At 73.1% G+C, this 18,271-nt stretch carries 20 protein-coding genes; 16 read left to right on the plus strand and 4 right to left on the minus strand.

Annotated features, from left to right (window positions below; translation table 11 throughout):
* Positions 1–725, plus strand: a 725-nt coding sequence (locus IE312_RS11465) for a helix-turn-helix transcriptional regulator (protein WP_229899562.1), incomplete at its 5' end; no start/stop codon positions are given.
* Positions 726–731: 6 nt separating this feature from the next.
* Here IE312_RS11465 and IE312_RS11470 read toward each other — a convergent pair.
* Positions 732–1,358, minus strand: a complete 627-nt coding sequence (locus IE312_RS11470; protein ID WP_189980885.1) for a TetR family transcriptional regulator — start codon at positions 1,356–1,358, stop codon at positions 732–734.
* 145 nt (positions 1,359–1,503) lie between these two features.
* Between IE312_RS11470 and IE312_RS11475 the strand changes: the two genes are divergently transcribed.
* The 3 genes from IE312_RS11475 to IE312_RS11485 all read left to right on the plus strand — a co-directional run bounded on the left by IE312_RS11475 (position 1,504) and on the right by IE312_RS11485 (position 3,256).
* Positions 1,504–1,668, plus strand: coding sequence for a hypothetical protein (locus IE312_RS11475; protein WP_189980886.1), 165 nt, complete (start codon positions 1,504–1,506; stop codon positions 1,666–1,668).
* 32 nt (positions 1,669–1,700) lie between these two features.
* Entirely contained in the window at positions 1,701–1,979 is a 279-nt protein-coding gene (locus IE312_RS11480; protein ID WP_189980887.1) for a DUF4190 domain-containing protein, read from the plus strand.
* A gap of 107 nt (positions 1,980–2,086) precedes the next feature.
* On the plus strand, positions 2,087–3,256 hold the full coding sequence (locus tag IE312_RS11485) for a cysteine desulfurase family protein (protein WP_189980888.1): 1,170 nt from the start codon (positions 2,087–2,089) through the stop codon (positions 3,254–3,256).
* On the opposite strand, the gene IE312_RS11490 is transcribed toward IE312_RS11485, so the two are convergent.
* Positions 3,253–3,951: an N-acetylmuramoyl-L-alanine amidase gene (locus IE312_RS11490; RefSeq protein WP_189980889.1), complete on the minus strand. Its 699-nt coding sequence runs from the start codon at positions 3,949–3,951 to the stop codon at positions 3,253–3,255. The genes IE312_RS11485 and IE312_RS11490 overlap by 4 nt on opposite strands.
* A 60-nt stretch (positions 3,952–4,011) precedes the next feature.
* On the opposite strand from IE312_RS11490, the gene mnmA reads away from it, so the two are divergent.
* On the plus strand, positions 4,012–5,139 hold the full coding sequence (gene mnmA / locus IE312_RS11495; protein ID WP_189980890.1) for a tRNA 2-thiouridine(34) synthase MnmA: 1,128 nt from the start codon (positions 4,012–4,014) through the stop codon (positions 5,137–5,139).
* 15 nt (positions 5,140–5,154) lie between these two features.
* Here mnmA and IE312_RS11500 read toward each other — a convergent pair whose 3' ends face one another.
* Together IE312_RS11500 and IE312_RS11505 are read right to left on the minus strand one after the other, a co-directional pair.
* Positions 5,155–5,937 (minus strand): alpha/beta fold hydrolase, encoded by a 783-nt coding sequence (locus IE312_RS11500; protein WP_189980891.1) that lies wholly within the window; start codon positions 5,935–5,937, stop codon positions 5,155–5,157.
* Between the two features lie 37 nt (positions 5,938–5,974).
* Complete coding sequence (locus IE312_RS11505; RefSeq protein ID WP_189980892.1) at positions 5,975–6,298, minus strand: DUF427 domain-containing protein; 324 nt, start codon at positions 6,296–6,298, stop codon at positions 5,975–5,977.
* A 65-nt stretch (positions 6,299–6,363) separates the two neighbouring features.
* On the opposite strand from IE312_RS11505, the gene IE312_RS11510 reads away from it, so the two are divergent.
* From IE312_RS11510 to gatB, 11 genes are all read left to right on the plus strand, one after another.
* Positions 6,364–6,903 (plus strand): LOG family protein, encoded by a 540-nt coding sequence (locus tag IE312_RS11510; protein WP_189980894.1) that lies wholly within the window; start codon positions 6,364–6,366, stop codon positions 6,901–6,903.
* A 7-nt stretch (positions 6,904–6,910) separates the two neighbouring features.
* Positions 6,911–7,609: an SDR family oxidoreductase gene (locus IE312_RS11515; protein WP_189980896.1), complete on the plus strand. Its 699-nt coding sequence runs from the start codon at positions 6,911–6,913 to the stop codon at positions 7,607–7,609.
* Complete coding sequence (locus tag IE312_RS11520; RefSeq protein WP_189980898.1) at positions 7,606–7,983, plus strand: hypothetical protein; 378 nt, start codon at positions 7,606–7,608, stop codon at positions 7,981–7,983. The genes IE312_RS11515 and IE312_RS11520 overlap by 4 nt, the downstream gene beginning before the upstream one ends.
* Positions 7,984–8,014: 31 nt before the next feature.
* The gene (locus IE312_RS11525; protein ID WP_189980900.1) at positions 8,015–9,022 is read left to right on the plus strand and encodes a methionine synthase; all 1,008 of its coding nucleotides are present in this window, start codon (positions 8,015–8,017) and stop codon (positions 9,020–9,022) included.
* A 15-nt stretch (positions 9,023–9,037) separates the two neighbouring features.
* Positions 9,038–11,233, plus strand: coding sequence for an NAD-dependent DNA ligase LigA (ligA, locus tag IE312_RS11530; RefSeq protein WP_189980902.1), 2,196 nt, complete (start codon positions 9,038–9,040; stop codon positions 11,231–11,233).
* Positions 11,234–11,497: 264 nt separating this feature from the next.
* Complete coding sequence (locus tag IE312_RS11535; RefSeq protein WP_189980904.1) at positions 11,498–13,735, plus strand: putative bifunctional diguanylate cyclase/phosphodiesterase; 2,238 nt, start codon at positions 11,498–11,500, stop codon at positions 13,733–13,735.
* A 931-nt stretch (positions 13,736–14,666) separates the two neighbouring features.
* Positions 14,667–15,161, plus strand: coding sequence for a cupin domain-containing protein (locus IE312_RS11540; RefSeq protein ID WP_189980906.1), 495 nt, complete (start codon positions 14,667–14,669; stop codon positions 15,159–15,161).
* Between the two features lie 93 nt (positions 15,162–15,254).
* Positions 15,255–15,551, plus strand: a complete 297-nt coding sequence (gene gatC / locus IE312_RS11545) for an Asp-tRNA(Asn)/Glu-tRNA(Gln) amidotransferase subunit GatC (RefSeq protein ID WP_003973500.1) — start codon at positions 15,255–15,257, stop codon at positions 15,549–15,551.
* 5 nt (positions 15,552–15,556) lie between these two features.
* Entirely contained in the window at positions 15,557–17,056 is a 1,500-nt protein-coding gene (gene gatA / locus IE312_RS11550; protein ID WP_189980908.1) for an Asp-tRNA(Asn)/Glu-tRNA(Gln) amidotransferase subunit GatA, read from the plus strand.
* The gene (locus IE312_RS11555; RefSeq protein ID WP_189980910.1) at positions 17,053–17,292 is read left to right on the plus strand and encodes a hypothetical protein; all 240 of its coding nucleotides are present in this window, start codon (positions 17,053–17,055) and stop codon (positions 17,290–17,292) included. The genes gatA and IE312_RS11555 overlap by 4 nt, the downstream gene beginning before the upstream one ends.
* Before the next feature lie 15 nt (positions 17,293–17,307).
* Positions 17,308–18,271, plus strand: a 964-nt coding sequence (gatB, locus tag IE312_RS39605; RefSeq protein ID WP_229899564.1) for an Asp-tRNA(Asn)/Glu-tRNA(Gln) amidotransferase subunit GatB, incomplete at its 3' end; no start/stop codon positions are given.

Below are 18,271 nucleotides of genomic sequence, written 5' to 3' on the forward strand. Positions count from 1 at the left end.
ACGCCGCGCTCGGCCTGGACGCGGCCCTCGGCTCCGCCCTGCGCAAGGTGATGGCCGCGCTCCCGGCGCCGCACCGGCCCGCCGCCGAGGTGACCAGCCGCCGCGTCCTGGTGGACGCCACCCGCTGGATGAGCGGCCCCCGGCAGGCCGCCGACCTGGACGTGCTCCAGGACGCGGTGTTCTGCGACCGGCGCCTCCGACTGCGCTACCGGCACAGCGGGGAGCGGGAACCACGGACGTACACCGTGGACCCGTACGGGCTCGTCGCCAAGGCCGGGGTCTGGTACCTGATCGCAGACCGGCGCGGCCGGCCGCAGCTGTTCCGCGCCGACCGGGTGCGCTCGGCCCGGCTGCTGGACGAGCCCGTGCGGCGCCGGCCCGGCGTCGAACTCGCCGACGCCTGGGAGGTGCTGCGCCGGCAGGTGGAGGAGCGGGCGGACGCCGTCGAGGTCACCGTGCGGGTCCGGCGCGCCCGGCTCGACGTGTTCCGGCGCATGGCCGCCGCCCAGCTGACGGAGGTGTCCGACGACGACGGCGCGGACGAGTGGGTCACCGCGCGGCTGTCCTACCCGGTGCTGCGCGCCGTACGTCAACTCCTCGCCTTCTCCGACCAGGTGGAGGTCCTGGACCCGCCCGAGGCCCGGGCCGAGCTGCTGGCGGGGGCGCGTTCGGTCCTGGCCGTGTACGAGGGGTCCCGGCCCGGGGGAGGGGGCCGGGCGGGCTGAGCGGCGTCAGTCCCGCCAGTGGCTGCGGCCGATGCTGATGAGCCGCAGCTGGCGGGTGGCGAGCTGCGTGACCCGCTCCCGCTCCTCCCGCGGGGCCTCCAGTGTCTCCAGGAACAGGGAGGCGGTGATGAGCATCTGGTCGACGTAGAGGTGCGCGAGCATCAGCAGGTCGTCGTCGCTCCAGCCCGCCGCCTCCGGGTCCTTGGCCAGCTCGGCCTTCACCTCCTCGGCGAACCGCACCAGTTGGGAGCGGATGGCCTCGCGCACCGGCTGCACCCCGCCGTGCCGCTCCCGGGCGATGAAGCGGACGTGCGCGGGGTAGGCCTCCACGTGCCGGGCGATCAGCTCGACGGCACGGGTGATGCGTTCCTCGCTGTCGCCCGTGGTGGACACGGTGGTCCGCACCATCGGGTGCAGGCTGCCCAGCGCCTCGTCGACCAGGGCCACCCCGAGGTCGGCGGTCGAGCGGAAGTGCCGGTAGAAGGCGGTCGGAGCGACCCCGACGGCCCGGGTGACCTCGCGCAGGCCCAGGCTGCTCAGGCTCTGCTCCTCCAGCAGCGCGAGGGCCGCGTCGAGGAACGCCTGCCGGGTCTTCTGCTTCTGGGCCTGCCGGATGCCGAGGGTGTGACTCATGTCATCCAGTTAACAACTGTTCTCTGGAATTGAAAAGCCGCCGGGAGCGCTAGACTCGAAGTCAGTGAACAACTGTTACTACAACTGTTCACCGAAACTTTACACCGGCTGAACACGAGGCATCCCGGAGGGGGGATTCCATCCCATGCTGTTCCTCGTCGCCGCTCTCATGCTGCTCGGAGTGGTGCTGGGCACCGTCGCCCACGCACCGCTGACCATCACCGCCGTCCTGGCCGCCGTCATCGCCGTCTGGCTCGGCGTGTTCGCGATCCGCGAGCACCACGGCCGCCGCCGCACCTCGGCCGACTGACCCCAGGAGAAAGGACCCAGGAGCTGAGCACCATGCACCTCACCGCACCGGCCCCCGGCCGCACCGAGACCCGCCCGCGCACCCGCGACGCCGACGGCATGGCCGTCGCGTCCTTCATCCTCGGCCTCCTCGGCCTGCTCGTCCTCAACGTCTTCCTCGGCCCCACCGCCGTCGTCCTGGCCGCGGTCGCCCTCTGGCGCGGCACCGCCCGCCGCGGCCGTGCCTACCTGGGCCTCGCCCTCGGCCTCGCCGACCTGGCCGTCCTGGTGACGGCGATGGAGATCTCGCGGACGGTGTCCTGGAGCCTGTGACCGCCGAACGCCCCGAGGACGACGGGGCACGGCGGCCCGCCGGCACCCGCCGGCACCCGCCGGCGGCTCAAGCCGTCCGCACGGGGGGCCGTAGAATCGGCGGCACCATGGCATACCTCGATAACGCCGCGACCACCCCGATGCTCCCGGAGGCGGCAGAGGCACTGACCGCCCAGCTGAGCATCACGGGCAACGCCTCCTCCCTCCACGCGTCCGGCCGGCAGGCCCGCCGCACGGTCGAGGAAGCCCGCGAGACCCTCGCCGAAGCGCTCGGCGCCCGCCCCAGCGAGGTCGTCTTCACCTCCGGCGGCACCGAGGCCGACAACCTGGCCGTCAAGGGCCTGTACTGGTCCCGCGTCGCCGCCGACCCGGCCCGCACCCGCGTCCTGGCCAGCCCCGTCGAGCACCACGCCGTCCTGGACGCCGTGCACTGGCTGGGCGAGCACGAGGGCGCCACCGTCGAGTACCTGCCCGTCGACTCCTACGGCCGCGTCCACCCCGGGGCCCTGCGCGAGGCCATCGCCCGCAACCCCGACGACGTCGCCCTGGCCACCGTGATGTGGGCCAACAACGAGATCGGCACGATCATGCCGGTCCGCGAACTCGCCGACGTCGCCGCCGAGTTCGGTGTCCCGCTGCACGCCGACGCGGTCCAGGCCTTCGGGCAGGTCCCGGTCGGCTTCGAGGCCTCGGGCCTCGCCGCGATGACCGTCTCCGCCCACAAGATCGGCGGCCCCTACGGCATCGGCGCGCTGATCCTCGGCCGTGAGCACACCCCCGTACCCGTCCTGCACGGCGGCGGCCAGGAACGGCACGTGCGCTCCGGCACGCTCGACGTCCCGGCCGTCGCCTCCTTCGCCGTCGCCGGACGGCTCGCCGCCGAGCAGCGCGCGTGGTTCGCCCGGGAGATCGGCGCCCTGCGCGACCAGCTCGTCGACGCCGTGCGCGCCGCCGTACCGGAGGCGATCCTCGGCGGCGACCCGGAACCCGGGGGCCGGCTCCCGGCGAACGCCCACTTCACCTTCCCCGGCTGCGAGGGCGACTCCCTGCTGCTCCTGCTGGACGCCCAGGGCATCGAGTGCTCCACCGGCTCCGCCTGCACCGCGGGCGTCGCCCAGCCCAGCCACGTCCTCCTCGCCACCGGCACCGACCCGGACCTGGCCCGCGGCACCCTGCGCTTCTCCCTCGGCCACACCTCCACCGAGGCGGACGTCGAGGCCGTGGCGAAGGCGATCGGCCCCGCGGTGGAACGCGCCCGGGCGGCCGGACTCACCTAGGACCTCTCGTTCGGAGCACGCCGGGCGCGCTCGGCGCGGACCAGGCCGAGATACCGGTCCCAGTCCCAGAAGCGCCCCGGGTCCGTGTGATCCGTGCCCGGGACCTCGGCGTGCCCGATGATGTGCTCCCGGTCCACCGGTATGCCGTACCGCCCGCAGACCGTCGCCGTCAGCCGGGCCGAGGCCGCGTACAGGGCGTCCGTGAAGGAGGAGGCGTCGTCCACGAAACCCTCGTGCTCGATGCCGACACTGCGTTCGTTGTACTCCCGGTTGCCCGCGTGGAAGGCGACGTCCAGCTCGCGGATCAGCTGGGTGACCCGCCCGTCCGCACGCACGATGTAGTGCGCCGCGGCGCCGTGCGCCGGGTCCTGGAACACCTTCACCGCCGAGGCGTACCCGCCCTGGGTGACGTGGACGACCACCCGGTCCACCCGGTAGTCGGCCGGCCGGTCCGCCCGCCGGTAGTTCGCGGCCGAGGCCGCCACCCAGCGCGCACCCCGGAAGTCCACCGCGCCCGCCACCCGCGGCTTGTCCACCCCGGGCAGCCGCCACCACAGCCGCGACAGCTCCTCGCGGGCCAGCACCGCCGTGCCCACGGCCGCCGCGGCCGCGCCGACGAGCAGCGCCCGCCGCCCCGGCCGCCCGTCCCCGTCGCCGCCCGCCGCCGCGGCGGCCGGCCCAGTTCTCGCCCCCATGCCTGCGTCAACGGATGTCCGGCCGACCAGGTTCCCGCGCCCCCGTACCCTGGAAGGGTTATGACTGACACCCCGCAGCGCACCCGCCCCCTCCGCGTCCTCGCCGCCATGTCCGGCGGGGTCGACTCCGCCGTCGCCGCCGCGCGGGCCGCGGAAGCAGGCCACGACGTCACCGGCGTCCACCTCGCGCTCTCCGCGAACCCGCAGTCCTTCCGCACCGGCGCGCGGGGCTGTTGCACCATCGAGGACTCGCGCGACGCCCGCCGCGCGGCCGACGTCATCGGCATCCCGTTCTACGTCTGGGACCTCGCCGACCGCTTCCGCGAGGACGTCGTCGAGGACTTCGTCGCCGAGTACGAGGCCGGCCGCACGCCGAACCCGTGCCTGCGCTGCAACGAGAAGATCAAGTTCGCCGCGCTGCTGGACAAGGCCCTGGCGCTCGGCTTCGACGCCGTCTGCACCGGTCACTACGCCAAGGTGATCGTGAACGAGGACGGCACCCGCGAGCTGCACCGCGCCTCCGACATGGCGAAGGACCAGTCGTACGTGCTGGGCGTGCTGGACGACCGTCAGCTCGCGCACGCGATGTTCCCGCTCGGCGACACGGTCACCACCAAGGACGAGATCCGCGCGGAGGCCGAGCGCCGGGGCCTGGCCGTGGCCAAGAAGCCCGACTCGCACGACATCTGCTTCATCGCCGACGGCGACACCCAGGGCTTCCTGGCCAAGCGCCTCGGCAAGGCCGAGGGCGACATCGTGGACGAGTCCGGCGCCAAGCTGGGCACCCACGACGGCGCCTACGGCTTCACCATCGGCCAGCGCAAGGGCCTGCGGATCGGCACCCCGGCCCCGGACGGCAAGCCGCGCTACGTCCTCGACATCTCCCCGGTCACCAACACGGTCACCGTCGGCCCGGCCGCCGCCCTCGACGTCACCGCCCTCACCGCGATCAAGCCCCGCTGGTGCGGCGCCGCCCCCGCCGGTCCCGGCACCTACACGGCCCAGCTGCGCGCCCACGGCGGCGAGACCGAGGTGACCGCCGAGCCCGTCGACGGCGAGCTGCGCGTGACCTTCGCCGAGCCGGTCCGCGGGGTCGCCCCCGGCCAGGCGATCGTGCTGTACGACGGCACGCGCGTGGTGGGCTCCGCGACGATCGCGGCCACCACGCGCGCGGCGGCGGCGGTCTGACCCGCCCCGGCGCGCCTACCCCGCGACGTACTCCGCCAGCACCGGCCCCAGCACCTCCGGCTCCACCATGTGGGTCTGGCCGGGCAGGAGCCGGTACCTGCCCTGCGGCACGGCCTCCGCGACCGCCTGGCTCGCCCGGTGCATCCACTCCGGGCTGGCGCCCCCCGCGACCGCGAGGACGGGCACGCGGACCGCGGCCAGCCGCTCCCTGGGGAGCAGGCCGTCGCCCATGACCGCGTCGTCGTGGGCCAGGCTGGGGGCGACGGCCTCCATGCCGGCCCACATCGGCGACTGGCGGGCGCGCTGGATCATCTCCTCGCCCAGGCCCGTCAGGCGCAGGAACAGCTCCACCGCGTCCCCGCGCCGGCCCTCGGCGAGCGCCGTGTTCAGCTGCTCCTTGTAGACGGCCTCCTGCTCGGCGCCGCCCGCCAGGTGGTCGGCGTACGGCACCTCGTACACCGCCGCCCGGCGCACCGGCAGCCCGTCCGCCACCGCGCGCAGGACCAGTGCGCCGCCCGAGGAGACCCCGAACAGCGCCGCGTCGCCGCCCACCGCTTCGAGCAGGGCGGCCAGGTCCTCGACCTCGCGGTCGACCGCGTACGGCGGTGTGTCGCCGCTCTCGCCGCGTCCCCGGCGGTCATAGACGACGGCCGTGCAGCGCTCCGCGAGGCGCTCCGCCAGGGGCAGCAGGGTGCCGCCGGTGGACATCGCGCCGCTCACCAGGATCACCGTGGGCCCCTGGCCGGTCACGTGGTACGCGAGGGAGGTCCCGTCGCGCGAAGTCGTCTTCTTGTCCATGCCCGTGCAGACTGCCGTACGACACGGGACTCACCGGTCATGACACGTCGGTGTCGTAGAAGCAGTAGTGGTCCTTGATCTCCGCCACGCCCGGCTTCGGGTCCGGGTACGCCCACACGAGGTCGGGCGCGTCGGGCAGCGACCAGTAGGACGCCGTCCCCTTGAACGGGCAGACGGTGTGCGTGTCGGAGGGCGTCAGCAGGTCCCGGCGTACGTCCTCGGCGGGGATGTAGTACCGCACCGGGCAGCCCGTCTCGCGCAGCTCCAGGGCGCGGTCGGACTCGGCGAGCACCTGGCCGCCGCGCACCGCGCGCACGTGCCGGCCGCTCTTCTCGATCGTGATCGTGTGTCCTCGGCTCATACCGGTGCAGCACCCCGGGGGCCGTGCTTCTTCCCGCCGGGGCCCGTGACCGTACGGTAGGGGGCATGAACATCTGTGTCTTCCTGTCCGCCGCTGACCTCGACGAGCGGTACACGCGCCCCGCGCGCGAGTTCGCGGAACGGATCGGCAAGGCCGGCCACACCCTGGTCTGGGGCGGCTCCGACTCCGGTCTGATGAAGGTGGTCGCCGACGGTGTGCAGGAGGCGGGCGGCAGGCTGCTGGGCGTCTCCGTGGAGTTCCTCGCGAACAAGGCCCGCCCCGGCGCCGACGAGATGGTCATCGCGGCCGACCTGGCCGAGCGCAAGAAGCTGCTGCTGGAGAAGGCCGACGCCGTGGTGATCATGGTGGGCGGCACCGGCACGCTGGACGAGGCCACCGAGATCCTGGAGCTGAAGAAGCACGGCCGGACCGGGAAGCCGGTCGTGCTGCTGAACACGGCGGGCTTCTACGACGGCCTGCGCGAGCAGTTCCGCCGCATGGAGGCCGAGGGCTTCCTGCCCCGCCCGCTGGCCGAGCTGGTCTTCTTCGCCGACGAGCCCGCCGGGGCGCTGGCCCACCTGGAGGAGCAGCTCGGCGCCCACTGATGCGAGCATGGCACGCATGGCTACTCATGTGATCACCGGGGCCGGTTCCGGCATCGGCGCGGCCGTCGCCCGCCGGCTGCACGCGCGCGGGGACGACCTCGTGCTGCACGCGCGCGACGCGGGCCGCGCGAAGGAGCTGGCGGCCGGGTTCCCCGGCGCGCGCACCCTGGTCGGCGACCTCGCGGACCCGGACAAGCTGTCCTGGGCGTTCTCCCACCAGACGCTCCCGGACCGGGTGGACTCCCTGCTGCACGTCGCCGGCGTCGTGGACCTCGGCGACGTCGGCGACCTGACCCCGAAGTCCTGGCGCCACCAGCTCAACGTCAACCTGATCGCACCCGCCGAGCTGACCCGGCACTTCCTGCCGCAGCTGCGGGCCGCCCGCGGCCACGTCGTCTTCGTCAACTCCGGCGCCGGCCTCACCGCCCACGCCGGCTGGTCCGCCTACGCCGCCTCCAAGCACGGCCTGAAGGCCCTCGCCGACTCCCTGCGCCAGGAGGAGCACGCGGCCGGCGTCCGCGTCACCTCCGTCTACCCCGGCCGCACCGCCAGCCCCATGCAGGCCAAGGTCCACCAGCAGGAGGGCAAGGACTACGACGCCTCGCGGTGGATCGACCCCGAGTCGGTCGCCACGACGATCCTGATGGCACTGGACCTCCCGCGCGACGCGGAGGTCAACGACCTGACGGTACGACCGGGGCGGTGACCGGCGGCGCCGGGATCCGAGCCTGGCTGGCGCAGGTCTGGCCCCGGACCGAGGCCGCTCTCGTCCTCGCGGGCGGTGACGTGCGCGTCCCGCTCGCCGACCGGGCGGTCCTCGGCGAGGTCTATGACGGCGCCGGCCTCGCGGAGCTACGCGGCCTCGCGACCGAGGGCGAGTTCACCGGCGACATCTGCCGGTGCCCCGGCAGCCTGACGGTGGCCCTGCTGGACGCGGCAGGCGCCGTCGCGGGCGCCGCCAGCCTGCACGGCGGCACGGACCTCGCCTGGGAGCGGGGCCGTTTCCGCAACAATTTCGCGGTCGCCGATCCGCAGGGGCTGTGCGCCTTCCTGCGCCGGTACGGCGCCCACTGGTTGTGAGTCCGCCGGCCTACCTACGTACCCTGCCGGGGTGAGCGAAAACAGCCAGTTCAGGTTCCCGGGAGCCACCGGCGTGGGCTCCCTGCCCGGCGCCGACACCAGGGAGGCCGCCAAGACGGCCACCGGCAGCTTCGAGGACTTCCCCTTCCTGCCGGAGCTGCCCGCGCGCGGGCCCGGCGCCGACATGATCGGCCGGACCGCCGGGATGCTGGTCGAGCTGTACGCGCGCGTGGAGCCCAGCGGGTGGCGGATCGGGGACCGGCCGGGCCGGGACACCAGGCGGGCGAGGTCCTGGCTGCGCGAGGACCTCGACGCCCTGGAGGAGTTCACGCAGGACTACCAGGGCGATCTGAAGGTGCAGGCGGTCGGGCCGTGGACGCTGGCCGCGGCCCTGGAGCTGAAGAACGGCGAGGCCGCCCTGTCGGACCCCGGTGCCTGCCGGGACCTCGCCGCCTCCCTCGCCGAGGGGCTGCGGCTGCACCTCGACGAGGTGCGGCGCCGCGTCCCGGGCGCCCGGCTCGTCCTCCAGCTCGACGAACCCTCCCTGACCGCCGTCCTGCGCGGGCAGGTGCGCACCGCGAGCGGCTACCGCACCCACCGCGCCGTGGACCGGCAGATCGTGGAGGCCGCCCTCCGGGACGTCGTCGGCGCGCACGGCGGCGGCCCGGTGGTGGTGCACTCCTGCGCCCCCGACGTACCGTTCGCGCTGCTGCGGCGGGCCGGCGCGGCGGCCGTCTCCTTCGACTTCGCGCTCCTCACCGAGCGTGACGACGAGGCGATCGGTGAGGCCGTCGAGGGCGGCACCCGCCTGTTCGCCGGTGTCGTGCCGGGCACGGACACCCCGTTGTCAGACCCTGCCGGTAGCGTCATGGGTGTCAGGACGCTGTGGCGCAGGCTGGGGCTGCGTCCGGGGCTGCTCGCGGAGGCGGTCACGGTGACCCCGGCGTGCGGTCTCGCGGGCGCTTCACCCGCCTACGCGCGCCAGGTGCTCGCCCACTGCGTCCGGGCGGCGAGATCCCTCGCGGACAACCCAGAGTAACGGGAGGACCACACGGTGGCCGGCGACAAGCAGCAGGCGGAGACGGCAGTGCCCGCCGAGGCACGTGACGAGCACGCGCAGCTCGCTGAGCAGATCGAGGAGCACCGCTTCCGGTACTACGTGAAGGACGCTCCCGTCATCAGCGACGCCGAGTTCGACAGGCTCCTGAAGTCCCTGGAGGCCCTGGAGGAGCGCTATCCGGAGCTGCGCTCCCCGGACTCGCCCACCCAGAAGGTCGCGGGGTCGTACGAGACGGAGTTCACCGCGGTCGAGCACCGCGAGCGGATGCTCTCCCTCGACAACACGTTCAACGACGAGGAGCTGGCCGCCTGGGCCGAGCGCGTCGCGCGCGAGCTGGGCGAGCAGACGTACCACTTCCTGTGCGAGCTGAAGGTCGACGGCCTCGCCGTCAACCTCACCTACGAGAAGGGCCGGCTCACCCGCGCCGCCACCCGCGGCGACGGCCGCACCGGCGAGGACATCACGCCCAACGTGCGCACGATCGCGGACATCCCGGACCGCCTGCGGGGCGACCGGGTGCCCGACCTGGTGGAGATCCGCGGCGAGGTCTACTTCCCGATGGAGAAGTTCCTCGAACTCAACGAGCGCCTGGTCGCGGCCGGCGACAAGCCCTTCGCCAACCCCCGCAACGCCGCCGCCGGTTCGCTGCGCCAGAAGGACCCGCGGGTCACCGCCACCCGCCCGCTGCACATGGTCGTCCACGGCATCGGCGCCCTGGAGGGCTACACGGGCATGACCCGGCTCTCCCAGGCCTACGACCTGCTGAAGACCTGGGGCCTGCCCACCTCCCCGCACAACAGGGTGGTCGACGACCTCGACGGCGTACGGGAGTTCATCGCCCACTACGGCGAGAACCGGCACTCCGTCGAGCACGAGATCGACGGTGTCGTGGTCAAACTGGACGAGATCCGCCTCCAGGGGCGGCTCGGCTCCACCGCGCGGGCCCCGCGCTGGGCGATCGCCTACAAGTACGCGCCGGAAGAGGTCAACACCAAGCTGGTCGACATCAAGGTCGGCGTCGGCCGCACCGGCCGGGTCACCCCGTACGCCCAGGTCGAGCCGGTGACGGTCGCGGGCAGCGAGGTGGAGTTCGCCACCCTGCACAACCAGGAGGTCGTCAAGGCCAAGGGCGTCCTCATCGGGGACACCGTCGTGCTCCGCAAGGCCGGTGACGTCATCCCGGAGATCCTCGGCCCGGTGGTCGACCTGAGGGACGGCAGCGAACGGGAGTTCGTGATGCCGGGCGAGTGCCCCGAGTGCGGCACGCCGCTGCGGCCCATGAAGGAGGGCGACATCGACCTCCGCTGCCCCAACGCCCGTACGTGCCCCGCGCAGTTGAGGGGCCGTGTCGGATACCTGGCGGGCCGTGAGTGCCTGGACATCGAGCACTTCGGTGACGTGGCCGCCGCCGCGCTCACCCAGCCGCTGGAGCCGGCCGATCCGCCGCTGGTGGACGAGGGCGACCTGTTCGACCTGACGGTGGAGAAGCTCCTGCCCATCAAGGCGTACGTGCTCGACCCGGACAGCGGTCTGCCCAAGCGCGACCCCAGGACGGGGGAGGAGAAGGTCGTCACGGTCTTCGCCAACCAGAAGGGCGAGCCGAAGAAGAACACCCTCGCCCTGCTGGCGAACATCGAGGCGGCCAAGTCCCGCCCGCTCGCCCGCTTCCTGAACGGGCTGTCGATCCGGCACGTCGGCCCGGTCGCCGCGCAGGCCCTGGCGCGCGAGTTCCGGTCCATCGACCGCATCGAACAGGCGACCGAGGAGGAGCTGGCCGCCGCCGACGGGGTCGGCCCCATCATCGCCGCCGCGCTCAAGCAGTGGTTCGCCGAGGACTGGCACCGCGAGATCGTCCGCAAGTGGAAGGCCGCAGGGGTCCCGCTGGAGGACCAGTCCTCCGGCGAGGACGAGGGGCCGCGTCCGCTGGAGGGGCTGACGGTCGTCGTCACCGGCACGCTGGAGAACTTCACCCGGGACGGCGCCAAGGAGGCACTGCAGAGCCGGGGCGCGAAAGTGACCGGTTCGGTGTCGAAGAAGACCTCGTTCGTCGTAGTGGGTGACAACCCCGGGTCGAAGTACGACAAGGCCATGCAACTGAAGGTTCCCGTTCTGAACGAGGAGGGTTTCACCGTCCTCTTGGAACAGGGCCCGGAAGCGGCGGCCGAAGTCGCGCTTCCGACCGGGGAGTAGCGGTTGAAGGCCACCCGATCGGCGCATATCAGATGCATACGGGTGGCCCGGGCGCATTCGGGCAACCGTCGGAGACCGCTGCCCGTGGAAGCCTTCCGCGGCCTACTGTTGAGGTGTGCGCCTGCCGCGCCCAGCTCCGGCTGGGGCATCTTTCGTGCCCCCCCGGGGGGGGCGCGGGGAAGGTTTCTTCGGCGCGGAGCTGCTGATGGTTGTCGGGCATCGGGCCGCGTGGCGTGGGCACCGCCGGCTGTGAGAGGGACGGGAATGGAACCGACCGAGAGCGCCGCCCCGGACTCACGGCTGCGCCTGCGCGGCCGTGCGATCGCGTGGCGGGGGTACCGGTGGACCGGTCGCGCCGACGGACGGCCGGGCGGGCACCCCCGCCCGGCCGGACCGGGCGCCGCCACCGAGGCCCTCGCCCCCCTGCCGGCCCTCGGCCCGGCCCAGGGCCTGTCCGGTGCCGACGCCGAACGGCACCTGTCCTGGCCGGCGCTGCCGGCGGTCCTCGTGGCCGCCGCGGGCCTCGCGCTGGGAGCCGGTCTCTACCGCGCCTACCTCGGCCACCACGCCCTCTTCCCCTGCGGCACCACCGGCTGGTCGCTGGCCCTGCTGACCGGCGTCATCGTCGGCCACCTCGTCATGCTGGGCCGCGCCCGCTGGTGGGGCGGCACCGGCTCGGGCGCCGCCCTCACCCTCGCCGTCCTGCTGCTGTACGGCTGGGTGCCGGCCGGCCTGGTCAGCCTCGCCGTCGTCGTGCTGGTCGGCATCGCCCGCCGGCACCGCTGGCGGCAGGGCGTGCTGCACGGCGCGGTCGACGTCCTCGGCATCGGCGCCGGCGCCCTGCTGCTCGGCGCGTTCGGCCGGGTCCCGAGCGTCGAGGCGCCCTGGCGGCCCGGCACCTGGAACGTCGCCACCGTCCCGCAGGTCGTCCTGGTCGCGGTCGCCTACCTGGCCGTCAGCCGCGGCCTGCTGTGGTACCTGCACGCCCCGCGCGGCGGCGGGGTGCCCACCGTCGCCCGCACCGCCCTGGTCCGGCAGGGTCTGGTCGCCGTGGCGCTGCTCGGCATCGCGCCCCTGCTGTGCGTGGTCGCCGACGCCCGGCCGATCCTGCTCCCGCTCTTCGCCATCCCGCTCATCGCCCTGGACTCCACGCTGTGGATGGCCCGTGCCCGCGCCGAGGAGCAACTGCGCGACCCGCTCACCGGGCTGCCCAACCGGCAGTGGCTGCTGGAGCGGATCTGGACGGCCCTGGACGACGCCGAGCGCATCGGCGCTCGCTCCGCGCTCATGCTGATCGACCTCGATCGTTTCCGCTCGGTGAACGACACACTCGGTCACCTGGCCGGTGACCGGCTGCTCCTCCAGATAGCCGACCGGCTGCGGCTCGCCCTGCCGCGCGGCGCCGAGGCCGCCCGCCTCGGCGGCGACGAGTTCGCCGTCTTACTGCCCGTCGCCGACTCCACCACGTCGGCCACCCGGGTCGCCCGCGGCCTGGTCACCGCCCTCAGCTCCCCGCTCGACCTCGACGGCCTCACCCTCGTCCTGGAGGCCAGCGCCGGCGTCGCCGTCTTCCCCGACCACGCCCTGGACGCCGAGGGACTGCTGCGCCGTGCCGACGTCGCCATGTACCAGGCGAAGCGGGACCGCACCGGCGTCGAGGTGTACGAATCCAAGCGGGACTCCAACACCCCGGACCGCCTCGGTCTGCTGGGCGACCTGCGCCGGGCGCTCGACGCCCAGGAGGTCGAGCTCCACTACCAGCCCAAGGTCCGCTTCGACGGACAGGTCGCCGGCCTGGAGGCACTGGTCCGCTGGGTGCACCCCGAACGCGGCAAGGTGCCGCCGGACGAGTTCATAGCGATAGCCGAGTCCTCCGGGCTGATGCCCCACCTCACCGAGTACGTGCTGGAGACCGCGCTCGGCCAGGTCGCCCGGTGGCGCGCCCAGGGCCTGCGGGTCCCCGTCGCCGTCAACGTCTCCCCACGCGACGTCCACACCCCGGGTTTCGCCGGTTCGGTCGCCGCGCGCCTCGCCCGGCACGGGGTCCCCGCCGGAGCGCTCCAGCTGGAGATCACCGAACACGTCCTGCTGGAGGACCCGCAGCGGGCCGCCGACACCCTCGCCGGACTCACCGGCCACGGCGTCAAGATGTCCCTCGACGACTTCGGCACCGGCTACTCCTCCCTGGTGCACCTGCGGCGGCTGCCGGTCAGCGAGCTGAAGATCGACCGTTCCTTCGTGGCCCGGCTGGCCGTCGACGCCCAGGACGCCGAGATCGTGCGCTGCACCGTCGACCTGGCCCACTCGCTGGGCCTCCTCGTCGTCGCCGAGGGCGTGGAGGACGACGAGACCTGGGAGCGGCTGCGGGACCTGGGCTGCGACGCCGTGCAGGGCTGGCTGGTCGCCGCGGCGATGCCGCCCGAGGAGACCACGGCGTGGCTGCTGGCGCGGGGGTCCCGCGGCTGGCAGCGACCGCGCGCCGCCCTGCCGGCCGCCGAGTAGTCCCGCACGGAGACCACGGCGGAGACACCGAGCCCCCCACCGGAGCCCTTGGCCCGGCCTCACCGTTCCCGCCGGGTACGAGCACTGTCCCGGTCCTGCCGGGTGCCAGCACAGGCCCCGGCCCCGCCGGGTGCGAGCAGCGCCCCGTTCCCGGCAGATGCGAGCACCGTCCTGGCCCTGCCGGGTACGAACACCACCCCGGTCCTGCCGGGTGCGAGCACCGGCCTGGTCCCGCCGGGTGCGAGCGCTGTCCCGGTCCCGGCAGATGCGAGTACCGCCCTGGTCCCGCCGGGTACGAACACCACCCCGTTCCCGCCGGATGCGTGCACCGGCTCCGGTCCCCTGCCGGGTGTGTGCACTGTCCCGATCCCGCCGGGTGCGAGTACCGCTCTGGTCCCGCCGGGTACGAACACCACCCGTTCCCGCCGGATGCGTGCACCGGCTCCGGTCCCGCCGGGTGTCTGCACTGTCCCGATCCCGCCGGGTGCGAGTACCGCTCTGGTCCCGCCGGGTACGAACACCACCCCGTTCCCGCCGGATGCCGGCACCGGCCCCGGTCCCGCCGGATGCGAGCACCGCCCCGGTCGCACCGGATGCGAGCAGTGCCCCAGCCCGCCGGATGCCGGCACCGGCCCAACCCCGCCGGGCGCGAGCACCACCCGTTCCCGCCAGGCGCGAGCACCGTCCCGTCCCCGTCGTTCTCGACGGCTGTCGGCCGCGGGGAGGTGCGACGTCGGACCCCGCGCGCGAGCAGCCGGGGCGGCCCCGTTGTCCCAGGAGCACGCCCCACCGTTCGGCGGTACGCCGGTGGTCCTGCGCCACGGCGGTACGAAAGCCGGCGCCTTCGGGATCCCTCTCGCCACCGCGATCGTTGTACCGGTGTCACCGGACCGCTCCGCGCGGTCCGGCCGCACGCACACGGGGGAGATCCATGTCGCTGTTCGTTCCGAGGTTCGACGACACCGTTCTGGTCCGGGACGCCGGGGCGGAGGTGGTCGGCGGGGCACCGGTCGCCGTCAAGCTGCTCGCCGACAGCAGTGCCACCGGCGGCGCCCTGTCCACCGTGCGTGTCACCCTCGCCGAGGGCGCCGACGGCGCCCGTCCGCACGTGCACCACCACTCGGCCGAGATGTTCTACCTGCTCGACGGCGAGGCCGAGGTGCTCTCCGGCGACGACGTCGTGACCGCCGGGCGCGGCGACCTGGTCGTGGTCCCGCCGGACCGCCCCCACGCCTTCGCCGCCGCCCCGGGCAGCACCGCCGACCTGCTCATCGTCATCGCCCCGGGCGTCGAGCGCTTCGCGTACTTCCGCCACCTGCAGCGCATCCGCCTGGGCGAGGCCACCCCCGAGAGCCTGCTGGAGGTCCAGGAGCTGTACGACAACCACTTCCTGAGGAGCCCCGCCTGGGAGGGCCGGCACCGCTGAGGCCGCGGCCGGGGCAAACCGTTTCACGGGCACACGCCCCCGCCCCATAGGATTGGGCCCAAACCACACACACTCACCCCAGAGGATCGCTGCATGCCTGGCATCACGCGCGAGGAGGTCGCCCACCTCGCCCGGCTGGCGCGTCTGGAGCTGAAGCCCGAAGAGCTTGAACACTTCGCCGGCCAGCTGGACGACATCATCGGCGCGGTGGCCCGCGTCAGCGAGGTCGCCGACCAAGACGTACCGCCGACCTCGCACCCGCTGCCGCTGACGAACGTCATGCGGCCGGACGAGGTCCGTCCTTCGCTCACCCCCGAGCAGGCGCTCTCCGGCGCCCCGGCCCAGGAGCAGCAGCGTTTCAAGGTGCCGCAGATCCTGGGGGAGGAGTGACCACCATGACGGAGCACGCCATCATCAAGCTCACCGCGGCCGAGACCGCCGCGAAGATCGCCTCCGGCGAACTGACGGCGGTCGAGGTCGCCGAGGCCCACCTGGCGCGGATCGAGGCGGTGGACGAGAAGGTGCACGCCTTCCTCCACGTCGACCGCGAGGGCGCCCTGGCCCAGGCCCGTGCCGTGGACGAGAAGCGGGAGCGCGGCGAGAAGCTCGGCCCGCTGGCCGGTGTCCCGCTCGCGCTCAAGGACATCTTCACCACCGAGGGCGTGCCCACGACCGTCGGCTCGAAGATCCTCGAGGGCTGGATCCCGCCGTACGACGCGACGCTCACTCAGCGGCTGAAGGCCGCCGACGTGGTCATCCTCGGCAAGACCAACATGGACGAGTTCGCCATGGGGTCCTCCACCGAGAACAGCGCCTACGGCCCGACCGGCAACCCCTGGGACCTCACCAGGATCCCCGGCGGCTCCGGCGGCGGTTCCTCCGCCGCGCTCGCCGCGCACATGGCGCCCCTCGCCATCGGCACCGACACCGGCGGCTCCATCCGCCAGCCGGCCGCCGTCACCGGCACGGTCGGCGTGAAGCCGACGTACGGCGCGGTCTCCCGGTACGGCATGGTCGCCTTCTCCTCCTCCCTGGACCAGGGCGGTCCGTGCGCCCGTACGGTCCTGGACGCGGCCCTGCTGCACGAGGTGATCGCCGGGCACGACCCGCTGGACTCCACCTCCATCGACGCCCCGGTCCCGCCGATCGTCGAGGCCGCCCGCAACGGCAGCGTCGCCGGCATGCGCGTCGGCGTCGTCAAGCAGTTCCGCGGCGAGGGCTACCAGGCCGGTGTCATCCAGCGCTTCGACGAGTCGGTCGAGCTGCTGAAGGAGCTGGGCGCCGAGATCGTCGAGCTGGACTGCCCGTCCTTCGACCTCGCCCTGTCGGCGTACTACCTGATCGCCCCGTCGGAGTGCTCCTCCAACCTCGCCCGCTTCGACGGCCTGCGCTACGGCCTGCGGACCGGCGACGACGGCACGCACTCCGCCGAGGAGGTCACCTCCCTCACCCGAGAGGCCGGCTTCGGTCCCGAGGTCAAGCGGCGCATCATGCTCGGCACGTACGCCCTGTCGAGCGGCTACTACGACGCCTACTACGGCAGCGCCCAGAAGGTCCGCACGCTGATCAAGCAGGACTTCGACAAGGCCTTCGAGCAGGTCGACGTGATCGTCTCCCCGACGACCCCGACCACCGCCTTCGCTATCGGCGAGCGCGCCGACGACCCGATGGCGATGTACCTCGCGGACCTGTGCACCATCCCGACCAACCTGGCGGGCAACGCGGCCATGTCCCTGCCCTGCGGCCTGGCCCCGGAGGACAACCTCCCGGTCGGTCTGCAGATCATCGCCCCGGTGATGAAGGACGACCGGCTGTACAAGGTGGGCGCCGCCGTCGAGGCCGCCTTCGTGGAAAAGTGGGGTCACCCGCTGCTGGAGGAGGCACCGTCGCTGTGAGCGCACTGAACAAGGCCAAGGGCTTCAAGAAGTCCAGGTCCGGTACGTACCTGTCCATGGCCGCCACCGCGTTCGGTGCGGTCGGTGCCGCCAAGCAGATCAAGAAGGCGCGCGCCGAGAACGACACGCTGCGGCTCGTCGACGCCGTCGTCACCGCGGCCGGCATCGTCACCGGCCTCGCCATCCTCTACCGCGAGCTGAAGCGGCTGGGCGACGACGACGTCCTGCTGGGCTGAGAGGGAAGTTTCACCGTGACCACCACGACCGACCTGGTGTCGTACGAGGACGCGCTGGCGTCGTACGACCCCGTCATGGGCCTCGAGGTCCATGTCGAACTCGGCACCAAGACCAAGATGTTCTGCGGCTGCTCGACGGCGCTCGGTGCCGACCCGAACAGCCAGACCTGTCCGGTCTGCCTCGGCCTGCCCGGCGCGCTCCCGGTCGTCAACGCGACCGGCGTCGAGTCCGCGATCAAGATCGGTCTCGCGCTGAACTGCGAGATCGCCGAGTGGTGCCGCTTCGCCCGGAAGAACTACTTCTATCCGGACATGCCGAAGAACTTCCAGACCTCCCAGTACGACGAGCCGATCGCCTTCAACGGCTACCTCGACGTGCAGCTGGAGGACGGCGAGACCTTCCGCGTGGAGATCGAGCGCGCCCACATGGAGGAGGACACCGGCAAGTCGACGCACGTCGGCGGTGCCACCGGCCGCATCCACGGCGCGTCCCACTCCCTGCTGGACTACAACCGTGCCGGCATCCCGCTGATCGAGATCGTCACCAAGCCGATCGTGGGCGCCGGCGAGCGCGCCCCCGAGGTGGCGAAGGCGTACGTCCGTGAGCTGCGCGAGCTGATCCGTGCGCTCGGCGTGTCCGAGGCCCGCATGGAGATGGGCCAGATGCGCTGTGACGTGAACCTGTCGCTGATGCCCAAGGGCGCCGACAAGTTCGGCACGCGTTCGGAGACGAAGAACGTCAACTCGCTGCGGTCCGTGGAGCGTGCGGCCCGCTTCGAGATCCAGCGGCACGCGGCGGTGCTGTCGTCCGGCGGCACGATCGTCCAGGAGACCCGCCACTTCCACGAGGACACCGGGTCCACGACCTCGGGCCGCGTGAAGGAGGAGGCCGAGGACTACCGGTACTTCCCGGAGCCCGACCTGGTGCCGGTCGCGCCCTCGCGCGAGTGGGTCGAGGAGATCCGCGCGGCCCTGCCCG

The organism is Streptomyces capoamus, from assembly GCF_014654935.1.
In the GTDB taxonomy this organism is placed as follows: Bacteria; Actinomycetota; Actinomycetes; order Streptomycetales; family Streptomycetaceae; genus Streptomyces; species Streptomyces capoamus.

What these genes read in the sequence shown, in the direction of transcription:
- IE312_RS11470 (WP_189980885.1), bottom strand. Translation starts at nt 1,358, where the DNA reads ATGAGTCACACCCTCGGCATCCGGCAGGCCCAGAAGCAGAAGACCCGG.
- IE312_RS11475 (WP_189980886.1), top strand. Translation starts at nt 1,504, where the DNA reads ATGCTGTTCCTCGTCGCCGCTCTCATGCTGCTCGGAGTGGTGCTGGGC.
- IE312_RS11480 (WP_189980887.1), top strand. Translation starts at nt 1,701, where the DNA reads ATGCACCTCACCGCACCGGCCCCCGGCCGCACCGAGACCCGCCCGCGC.
- IE312_RS11485 (WP_189980888.1), top strand. Translation starts at nt 2,087, where the DNA reads ATGGCATACCTCGATAACGCCGCGACCACCCCGATGCTCCCGGAGGCG.
- IE312_RS11490 (WP_189980889.1), bottom strand. Translation starts at nt 3,951, where the DNA reads ATGGGGGCGAGAACTGGGCCGGCCGCCGCGGCGGCGGGCGGCGACGGG.
- mnmA (WP_189980890.1), top strand. Translation starts at nt 4,012, where the DNA reads ATGACTGACACCCCGCAGCGCACCCGCCCCCTCCGCGTCCTCGCCGCC.
- IE312_RS11500 (WP_189980891.1), bottom strand. Translation starts at nt 5,937, where the DNA reads ATGGACAAGAAGACGACTTCGCGCGACGGGACCTCCCTCGCGTACCAC.
- IE312_RS11505 (WP_189980892.1), bottom strand. Translation starts at nt 6,298, where the DNA reads ATGAGCCGAGGACACACGATCACGATCGAGAAGAGCGGCCGGCACGTG.
- IE312_RS11510 (WP_189980894.1), top strand. Translation starts at nt 6,364, where the DNA reads ATGAACATCTGTGTCTTCCTGTCCGCCGCTGACCTCGACGAGCGGTAC.
- IE312_RS11515 (WP_189980896.1), top strand. Translation starts at nt 6,911, where the DNA reads ATGGCACGCATGGCTACTCATGTGATCACCGGGGCCGGTTCCGGCATC.
- IE312_RS11535 (WP_189980904.1), top strand. Translation starts at nt 11,498, where the DNA reads ATGGAACCGACCGAGAGCGCCGCCCCGGACTCACGGCTGCGCCTGCGC.
- IE312_RS11540 (WP_189980906.1), top strand. Translation starts at nt 14,667, where the DNA reads ATGTCGCTGTTCGTTCCGAGGTTCGACGACACCGTTCTGGTCCGGGAC.
- gatC (WP_003973500.1), top strand. Translation starts at nt 15,255, where the DNA reads ATGCCTGGCATCACGCGCGAGGAGGTCGCCCACCTCGCCCGGCTGGCG.
- gatA (WP_189980908.1), top strand. Translation starts at nt 15,557, where the DNA reads ATGACGGAGCACGCCATCATCAAGCTCACCGCGGCCGAGACCGCCGCG.